At 70.9% G+C, this 8,802-nt stretch carries 9 protein-coding genes; 7 read left to right on the forward strand and 2 right to left on the reverse strand.

Annotated features, from left to right (window positions below; translation table 11 throughout):
- Window positions 1–151: 151 nt before the first annotated feature.
- The gene (locus tag GT354_RS26805) at window positions 152–739 is read right to left on the reverse strand and encodes a TetR family transcriptional regulator (protein ID WP_161358939.1); all 588 of its coding nucleotides are present in this window, start codon (window positions 737–739) and stop codon (window positions 152–154) included.
- Between the two features lie 182 nt (window positions 740–921).
- Here GT354_RS26805 and GT354_RS26810 point away from each other — a divergent pair, with 182 nt between their 5' ends.
- Entirely contained in the window at window positions 922–1,749 is an 828-nt protein-coding gene (locus GT354_RS26810; RefSeq protein WP_161358940.1) for a hypothetical protein, read from the forward strand.
- A gap of 227 nt (window positions 1,750–1,976) precedes the next feature.
- Entirely contained in the window at window positions 1,977–2,309 is a 333-nt protein-coding gene (locus GT354_RS26815; protein WP_161358941.1) for a rhodanese-like domain-containing protein, read from the forward strand.
- An 18-nt stretch (window positions 2,310–2,327) separates the two neighbouring features.
- On the opposite strand, the gene GT354_RS26820 is transcribed toward GT354_RS26815, so the two are convergent.
- A complete protein-coding gene (locus tag GT354_RS26820) occupies window positions 2,328–3,017 on the reverse strand; it encodes a PaaI family thioesterase (RefSeq protein ID WP_161358942.1) in 690 nt (229 codons plus the stop codon).
- 122 nt (window positions 3,018–3,139) lie between these two features.
- Between GT354_RS26820 and GT354_RS26825 the strand changes: the two genes are divergently transcribed.
- The 5 genes from GT354_RS26825 to GT354_RS55915 all read left to right on the forward strand — a co-directional run bounded on the left by GT354_RS26825 (window position 3,140) and on the right by GT354_RS55915 (window position 8,678).
- Entirely contained in the window at window positions 3,140–4,786 is a 1,647-nt protein-coding gene (locus GT354_RS26825) for an AMP-binding protein (protein WP_161358943.1), read from the forward strand.
- A 227-nt stretch (window positions 4,787–5,013) separates the two neighbouring features.
- The gene (locus GT354_RS26830; RefSeq protein WP_161358944.1) at window positions 5,014–5,793 is read left to right on the forward strand and encodes a DUF5819 family protein; all 780 of its coding nucleotides are present in this window, start codon (window positions 5,014–5,016) and stop codon (window positions 5,791–5,793) included.
- The gene (locus tag GT354_RS26835) at window positions 5,780–7,003 is read left to right on the forward strand and encodes an HTTM domain-containing protein (RefSeq protein ID WP_161358945.1); all 1,224 of its coding nucleotides are present in this window, start codon (window positions 5,780–5,782) and stop codon (window positions 7,001–7,003) included. The genes GT354_RS26830 and GT354_RS26835 overlap by 14 nt, the downstream gene beginning before the upstream one ends.
- A gap of 68 nt (window positions 7,004–7,071) precedes the next feature.
- Window positions 7,072–7,821, forward strand: a complete 750-nt coding sequence (locus tag GT354_RS26840) for a TrmH family RNA methyltransferase (protein ID WP_161358946.1) — start codon at window positions 7,072–7,074, stop codon at window positions 7,819–7,821.
- Window positions 7,818–8,678, forward strand: coding sequence for an NTP transferase domain-containing protein (locus GT354_RS55915; protein ID WP_161358947.1), 861 nt, complete (start codon window positions 7,818–7,820; stop codon window positions 8,676–8,678). The genes GT354_RS26840 and GT354_RS55915 overlap by 4 nt, the downstream gene beginning before the upstream one ends.
- Window positions 8,679–8,802: the final 124 nt, after the last annotated feature.

The raw sequence follows: 8,802 nt of genomic DNA on the forward strand, positions 1-8,802 counted from the left end.
AAGCGTGGGTCGGTGCGGCGGGAATGCGGTGGATCCGAGGGCGCCGGCAGGGACGGGGGCGCGTCCGCCGGGCTCGAAAGGTCATGCGCCAAGACTGTGGAGCGTGTGTGCATGCCGGATGAAGGGTGCACCCTTCATCCGGCCGTGCGCGTTATGACTGCTTCATCGACGCGATGGAGGCTCGCGTGAACTCGATGAGGTGCTTGCGCCGGTTCGCCCGGGCCTCCTCGGACTCCGAGTCGGCGCCGATCAGTACCCGCGACATCTGCGGCATCGTCTGTTGCCAGGCGGCGACGCCGATGAGCGAGAAGAGCAGCTGGGCGACGTCGGGCGAGGGCTTCACGCCGAGGTGATCGGCGAATTCCTGAAGTTTCGCGGCGTAGCTCGTGACTCGCCGCTCCTCGTCCGGGACCGGGTCGTGCCCGTAGTACAACGCCTCCCACACCAGCAGCCGGAGCAGTTCCGGGCGGGCGCAGTAGAAGTCGTAGACCTGGGCGATGTACTCGGCCGGGTCGTCGTTGGGCATCGTGACGACCGTGTTGAGCTCCTGAAGCGACTCCGTCAGCACGTGCTGGAAGAGCTGCTCCTTGTTGCCGAAGTACGCGTAGATGCGCTCCTTGTTCACCCCTGCGCGCAGGGCGATGCGATCGACGCGGGCGCCGGCGATGCCGTGCTCGGCGAACTCCGCGCGTGCGGCGTCGAGAAGTTTGGCTCGGGTGCGTGCGGTGTCGGGCGGCATGGCTGGATCTTATCCCCTCTAGCCAACTGCTTTGTTGGATCGACTGGCCAGGGACGGCCTGACCATGCTGCCCTACCACATAGGCTGCTGGGGGGTGTTGCGAGTGATTTGATCTTCAAAGTCCGGCAGACGCGCCCGCCGGCTCTCGCCGGGTGGGTACAGAACAGCACACAAGGGACGTGATGGACGAGGTCAGCGCGCCGACCCCCTGGTCGGACCCCGAGATCGTCGAACTGGAACAGCAGGTGGCCGCGGCGGAGACCGCGTTGCTCGACGACGAAGTGGATGTGACGACCCTTCAGGTCGAGCTGGACAACCTCGCGATCGTGCATCACCGCCGGCTCGGCCCGCTGTACGAGCGGCTCGACGAGCTGGACGCGTTGATCGCGGAGGCCATCGCGGCGCACACCGGTGACGCCGCGGACATCCGCCGAGCGGTCGAATTGCGTGGTGTGGTCACCGACATGCCGGACTTGGACTCGCTTTTGGGCGCGTTGAACGACGCCGAGTCCGAGGCGGGGTCCGCCGCGACCGGCGACGGTGAGCCCCGGGTCGGCGAGCCCGAACCGGCGCCCGAGGTGCATCGGGTCAGTCCCGGCCCCGAGGCCCGCAAGCTCTTTCGTGAGCTGGCCCGCCGGGCGCATCCGGACCTGGTCCAGGACCCGGAGGAGAAGCAACGACGCGGCACCTTCATCGCCCGCGTCAACGCCGCGTACGCCCGGGGCGATGTGGCCGAGCTCCTTGCGTTGGGTACGGAATGGGCCACATCTCCGGAGGGTGCGCCCGGCGCCGACGCGGAGAGTCGGGCGCGGTGGTTGCGTGGTCGGCTCGCGTGGCTGACCCATCGTCGAGCCGAACTCGCCACACAGCGCGGGGTGTTGCTGGAGGGTGCGATGGGTCAGCTCCTGCAGTTGGCGCCGCAGGACCCCGACGGGCTGCTCGAACATCTCGCGGACCAACTGCTGCACGAGGTCGCGGAGAAGGAGAAGGTGCTCGGCACGCTGGTCTAGGCGTGCTCGGCCTTCCCGGTCCGGCCGGATGGGCGTCGGCCGGACCGGGAAGGTTGAGATACACCTTCCTCGGCGACCGTCGGCTCGGCCGTCATTTCGGCCGCGTGTCGCGGGTGACGGCCGAGCCGCCGGCTCGCTCGGGGCACGGGTGCGGGGCGTGGATGACCGACAATGTGCGATGAGCGCGGCCGGACGGGTTCCGGCGGCCCGAGAGACCCGGAGAACCGATGCACTTGTCGCCCCCGCCGGCCGTGGCCGCGGCCGCGGTCCCTGACGACGCCTTCGTACTGGACGTACGGGAGGTGGACGAATGGGATGCCGGACACGTGGCCGGAGCCCGACACATCCCCATGAGCGCGCTGGTCGAGCGCATCGACGAGGTACCCCACGACACGCGTGTGTACGTGATGTGCCGCGTCGGTGGCCGCTCCGCCCAGGTGACGAACCACCTGGGTCGGCAGGGTTGGGACGCGATCAACATCGACGGCGGCATGCTCGCGTGGGAGGCCGCCGGGCGCCCCATGGTGAGCGAGACGGGGACGCCCCCGGCGGTGGTTTGAGCTTCGGGCTCTCGAGCCCTACGAGCGTCGTTCCGCGATGAATACGGCGGTCGCCTCCGCGGTCACCTCTCCGTTCGCGCGGATCTCGCCGGTCGCGAAGCTCTTGCGGCCTTCGCGGCCGGTCCAGCGGCCGGTCAGCTCCAGCGGCACGCCGTAGGGCGTGGCCTTGCGGTAGCGGATGTCGAGCCCGGCGGTGAGCCCGGGCGCGCCCGCGGCGGAGGCCGCGACGCCCAGCAGTTGGTCCAGGATCACCGCGACGATGCCGCCGTGCGCGCGGGCGGGCGGGCCGCCGTGTGCCGCGGTGAGCGTGCAGCGGGCGTGTACCTCGACCGCCTCCGGGTCCGCCCGCACGTCGGGGCGGGCCGGGACGTCGTCGAACACCAGGCGCGGGGCCTGCGGGTTGAGCCGTCCCGAGCCCATCTGGGTCAGGTGTTCGAGCCTGCCGTCCTCGTGTCGGACCAGCGAGACCGCCTGATCCCGGCGGGCCGCGCCGAGCACGCGGGTGAGTTCGGCGATGCGCTCGGCGGCGTCCGCGCGAACCGCGGCGTCGACGTCGGTCATCACCACGGCCTCGACCAGGTCCCGCACGCGATCGGCGAGGTCGAGCGCCTCCGTGGTCACGGTGGAGGGGGCAGGCAGGGCGCCGGCCATCATCTCCGCGAGCGCGGTCGCCGAGGCGGGCGGCAGCGGTTGGGTGTTCGAGTTCATACCCGTACCTCCATGGCACTTTTCTTGATCTTGCCAATAATCAGGCGAAGGATGTGACGGTGCATCAGATCTAACGGTCTATCAGATCCGGCACGTGTCGGATCGCGGGTGAGGAGTACGGCGTGGTGACCATCGCGGAACTCGTCCACGACCAATGGAACGACCATCGACCGGGCCTGTACTTCGAGGACCGGACCTGGACGCACCACGAACTGGCGCGCAACGCCGCCACGCGGGCCGCGTTGCTCGCGGATCTGCTGCCGGCCGGGGCCGAGCCGCACGTGGGGGTCCTGCTGGAGAACGTGCCCGAATTTCCGATGTGGCTGTCGGCCGCGGCCGTGGCGGGCGCCACCCTCGTGGGAGTGAACTCGACCCGTCGGGGCGCGGAGTTGGCCCGCGACATCACCCACGCCGAATGCGCCGTCCTGGTCACCGAGCGGGCGCACCTGCCGCTGCTCGACGGCCTGGACCTGGGCATCCCCGCCGAACGGATCCTGGTGGTCGACGACCCGGGTTACCAGGACCTGCTGAAACCCTACGCCCACGCCGCGTTGCCGGCGGTGCGCACGGATCCGGCGGAGCGGCTGCTGATCGTGTTCACGTCGGGCTCCACGGGTGCCCCCAAGGGCGTGATCTGCTCGACCGGGCGCCTTGCCGGGGCCGGGACGGCGTTGACGCAGCAGTTCGGGTTCGGCCCCGACGACGTCAACTACATCTGCATGCCGATGTTCCACGGCAACGCGCTGATGGCCAACTGGGCGCCGGCCCTGCGAGCGCGCGGGGCGGTGGCGTTGCGGCGCCGGTTCTCCGCGTCGGCGTTCCTGACCGACATCCGGCGCTACAACGCGTCGTACTTCACCTACGTGGGGCGGGCGATCTCGTACCTGCTCGCGACGCCCGAGCGCGAGGACGACCGCGACAACCCGTTGCGCGCGGGGTTCGGTACCGAGGCCGGAGCCGTGGACATGGCGCGGTTCGAGGCGCGCTTCGGGTGCGCGCTGACCGAGGGATACGGCTCCTCCGAGGGTGGCATGAGCGTCAATCGGCGACCGGGCACACCCGCCGGCGCGGTCGGTCCGTGTCCGGACAACGCGGCGGTGCTCGATCCGGCGACCGGACACGAGTGCGCGCGGGCCGAGTTCGACGCGGCCGGTCGGCTGGTCAACGGGGACGCGGCGATCGGCGAACTGGTCAACACCGGGCGCAACGGTTTCGAGGGGTATTGGCGCAACGACGAGGCGTCGGCGGCCCGCGAGCGCGGCGGTCTGTACTGGACCGGCGACCACTTCTACCGGGACGCGGCCGGCTATCTCTACTTCGCGGCCCGGGCGGACGACAAGCTTCGGGTGGACGGCGAGAACCTCGCGGTGGCCACGATCGAGGGCATCCTCGCCCGGTTCGCGTCGTTGGAGGTGGTGGTCGTCTACGGCGTGCCGGATCCGGTGACCGGTGATCAGGTGATGGCGTCCGTACAGGTGCGCGCGGGCGCGGAGTTCGACCCGGTCACGTTCGAGGCGTTCCTGGCCGAGCAGGAGGACCTGAGCACGAAGATGCCGCCGACGTTCGTGCGGGTGGTGGCCGAGGTGCCGACCACGGCGACGAACAAGGTCAACAAGGTGGGGCTGCGCCGGGCCGGTTTCCGGGTCGAGGACGCCGTGTGGTGGCGGCCCGAGCGGGGCGCGGCCTATCGGTTGCTCGACGACGCGGGGCGGGCGGAGCTGATGGCGCGCTACGCCGCGCACGGGCGCGAGGCCGTGCTGGACCTGTGAAGCGGTGAGTCGGTGCGGCCCCGTCCGCCGTACGCCCGCACCCCCGTGACGGACATCATCGGGAGGCGGGGCCGCACCGGCGCCCACAGTAGAACAGGTTCTATGGTCACGGATACCGTCCGTACCGAGTGGTTGGTGAGTCGTTCGGTACGTCGGAACGGACCGAACCCGGTAGCGTGCCGGCAGCACGGGTCCGGACCGGTGGGCCCATCGATCACGGGAGAGCGATGCAGCCGCATGACGACGCGGTCCCCGGCGAGCCCGTGGGACGGTCGACTCCGCCGACCCTGACGAAGCAGGCGGTCGAGGACGCGGATACCAGTACGGCGCAGGCGCCGGGAGAACCGGCGGCGGAGTCCTCGGCCGAGACACCGGCGGGCACCTCGGGTGAGCCGGAGGAACGCCACTCCACGTCGGTGCGCATCATGTCGGCGATCATCGCGCTGATCGTCGTCGGTGCCACGGTGGTGCATGTGAGCGCGGTCTTCCTGCACGTCGCGCCGAGCAACACGGTGTCGACGCAGTACCGGGAAGAGATCGACGGCTACATCTATCCGTTCTTCGAGCAGAACTGGGCCCTGTTCGCGCCGAACCCGGTGGCGGAGAACTTCCGCCTCCAGGCACAGTCACGAGTGCGCAACCCCGACGGCACGACGACCGATTCGGGGTGGACGGACCTGACCGGGGACGACCTCGACCACATCCGGCACAACCCGTATCCCAGCAAGGCGGATCAGAACATGATCCGGCGGGCGTGGTCGACCTACTCGGACTCCCACGACGTCAAGGACGAGTCGAACACCACCTCGCGCGGCGACCTGATGCGCGACTACCTGCGGCGCATCGTCGTGCACCGCTTCCAGGATCGGGGCCGGGGCCGCTCCCTCGTGTCGGTGCAGGTCCGCGTCGTGACCACGCCGATCGGCAAGCCCGATGCCACGGCCCGATCGCAGCCCTCGATCCGCACGCTCGGCTGGTGGGAGACGCACCCCGATGACTTCCGTTGAGTCGAAGAGCCCCGCCGCGGGCTCGTACCGCCGCGCCGAGGACGCCGTCGTGCGCCGGCTGACCAGGATGTTCGACGCCTTCACCCTGCGCACGTTCGCCGTGCACCAGGCGGCGCTGCTGCGCATGGGCTACGGCCTGATCTTCCTGTTCGGTCTGCTGCGTGAGTACGTCAACCGGCGCGAGATCTGGGGCGACCGGTCGGCGTGGTCGCCGGCGATGGCGCGGCAACTGCTGGAGAACATAGACGGCGTGAGCCTGCTGCTGGCGAGTGACGAACGCTGGTGGTTCGAACTCGTCTACGTCCTGGCCATCGTGACGACCGCGCTGTTCGTGCTCGGGTGGCATACCCGGGCGATGGGCGTGCTGTTCGCGGTCATGGTCGTGTCGTTCAACAGCCGTTCGATCCTGATGACCGACGGCGGCGACACGGTGCTGCTGTTGATGTCGATCTACCTCGCCTTCACCGCGTGCGGGCGGGTGTGGTCCCTGGACGCCCGACGGGCCAAACGGACCGGGATCGGCCCCGGCACCGGGCCCGGCCGCGAACTCGGCGTGTTCGTCGGGTTGTTCGCGATCCTGGTGCTCGCGCTCACCCTCTCGTGGGAGTGGGCGGTCCTGATCGCGCCGGTCCTGGTCGGTCTGTGGCGCCTGCCGCGTCCGGCCGAACAGTTGCGCGGGGTGCTGGTGAACGTCGTGCACAACTGCGCGTTGTTCGTGATCGCCGCCGAGGTGTGCTTCGTCTACGGCGCGGCCGGGCTGTTCAAGGTGCAGGGGTCGTACTGGCAGGACGGCACGGCGATGCACTACGTGCTCAACCTGGAGTACTTCGCGCCGTGGCCCGCGTTCAGTGAACAGCTCGCCTCGAACACCGGCATGGGGATGGTGATCTGCTACCTCACGGTCTTCGTGCAGATCGGCTTCGTGTTCCTGGTGTTCGCCAAGCGGGCCAAGTACGTCGCGATCGTGATCCTGCTGGGCATGCACTTCGGCATCGCGATCCTGCTCGGCCTGCCGGCGTTCTCCGCCGCCATGTCGGTGGGCGACGCGCTCTTCCTGCCCACCGCCTTCCTGATGTGGACCCGCGGCCACGTCGTGCGCACCGTCCGCAGACGCCTGGGCGGCACCCCGACCCCGACCGCGGCGCCCACCCCGACGGTCCCCGCCCCCACCCAGGCCCCGGAGGACGCAACCCCCACGCTCGCCCGCTAGGGCCTTCGCCGCTCGCTTCGTGGCACGACGACGGCATCGGCGGGGCGGGGACGTTCTAGGGTTGTGGGATGGATGCCTTCGATGCCGAGACTGTCGCGTTGTGGCGGGCCGCCTCGGTCGGGGCGGTGGTGCTCGACGGGTTTCACGCGGTCAAGCACGCGATTCGGTTCGGGGCACAGGTTCGGGTCGTGGTGACCGGGGATCTCGCGGCCGCGTGTGGGCTGGCCCAGGCGCTGGCCGACGACGTGCGCGCCTATATAGAGGAGCACGCGCGGCAGGTGTCGCCGGCGACGCTGCGCGAGCTCGTGCCCCGGGGAAGCCCCACCGGGGTGGTCGCGCTCGCGGGGCTGCCGCGGGCGGGCGTGCTCGGGGCGACGCGGTCCGCGCCGGTCGTGGTGTTGGAGAATCCGCGCAACCTCGGCAACGTCGGCGCCGTGGTGCGCCTCGCGGCGGGCTACGGGGCGAGCGCCGTGTTGACGACCGGCGAGCTGGATCCGTGGCATCCCAACGTCGTACGCGGGAGCGCGGGGCTGCACTTCGCGACCACGGTCGAGCGGGTGTCGCCGGGCGAGTTGCCGGCGGGGCCGGTGTACGTGCTCGACCCCGAGGGCGACGACCTGCGCGCGATCGAGATCCCCGACGACGCGGTGCTGGCCTTCGGGACCGAGCGGCACGGCGTGTCCGCCGCGTTGCGGGCGCGAGCCGATCGACTCGTGGCCATCCCGATGCGGCCGGGGGTCTCCAGCTACAACCTCGCGACCAGTGTCGGGATGACGCTGTTTCGCTGGTCGACGACGTCGGAACACGCTCCCGGGTGAACCGCTACGACGTGATCGTGCCGGCCGGTGGAGCGGCCCGCCGGCTCGACGGCGTGGACAAACCGGCGCTGCTCGTGGCCGGCGTCTCGCTGCTCGACCGGGTGATCGAGGCCGCCGCCGGAGCCGAGCGGGTCGTGGTCGCCGGGCCACGACGGCCGACCCGGCGCCCGGTCGCGTGGGTGTGCGAGGATCCGCCCGGCGGTGGTCCGGTCGCGGCGCTCGCCGCCGCGCTGCCGACCGTGCAGGCGCCGGTCGTGGTCCTGCTGGCCGCCGATCTGCCGTTCGTGACAGGGGAGTTGGTCGAGCGCTTGGCCGCTCGGGTCGCGGCCGGGCCGGTCGACGCGGTGCTGGCGGTGGACGGCGACGGGCGCGAGCAGTACCTGCTCGCCGCGTTTCGTACGGCCGCGCTGCGCACGGCGGTCGCGGCGCTCGGGGACCCGGGCGGGGCGTCCCTGCGCCGGGTGGTGGGCGCGCTCACGGTGTCGCGGCTGCCCGCCGATCCCGAGACGGTGTTCGACTGCGACACCTGGGCGGATGTGCGCAGCGCTCGATCACGGTCGGGGAGGATGGGCACAGCCCCGAAGAGGAGAGACATGACTGGCTTGGAAGAGTGGACCGAAGCGGTCAAGCAGGAACTGGGCATCGAACTGGACGTGGACATCGCCGCGCTGCTCGACATGACCCGGGTGGCGGCGCACAACGTGCAGCGCCCGGCCGCACCGCTCACGTCCTTCCTCGTGGGCTACGCGGCGGCCGCTCGCGGCGGTGGCGAGGCGGCGGTGGCCGAGGCGTTGCGCCAGGCCCGGGAGCTCGCCGAGCGACGTGGTGCCGCGGCCGGCGACGAGCCGGGCGCCTGATGACCCCTCAGGAGAGTCGGACCATGCCGCGCGCCGAGGCCCACGAGCACGTGTCCGTCGGGTGGCCCGAGGCCCGGGCCACCGCCCGCGCGGCCGGGCGCCCGTTGCCCGCGGTGTCGCGCAC

Source organism: Streptomyces sp. SID3343, assembly GCF_009865215.1.
Lineage (GTDB): Bacteria > Actinomycetota > Actinomycetes > Streptomycetales > Streptomycetaceae > Embleya.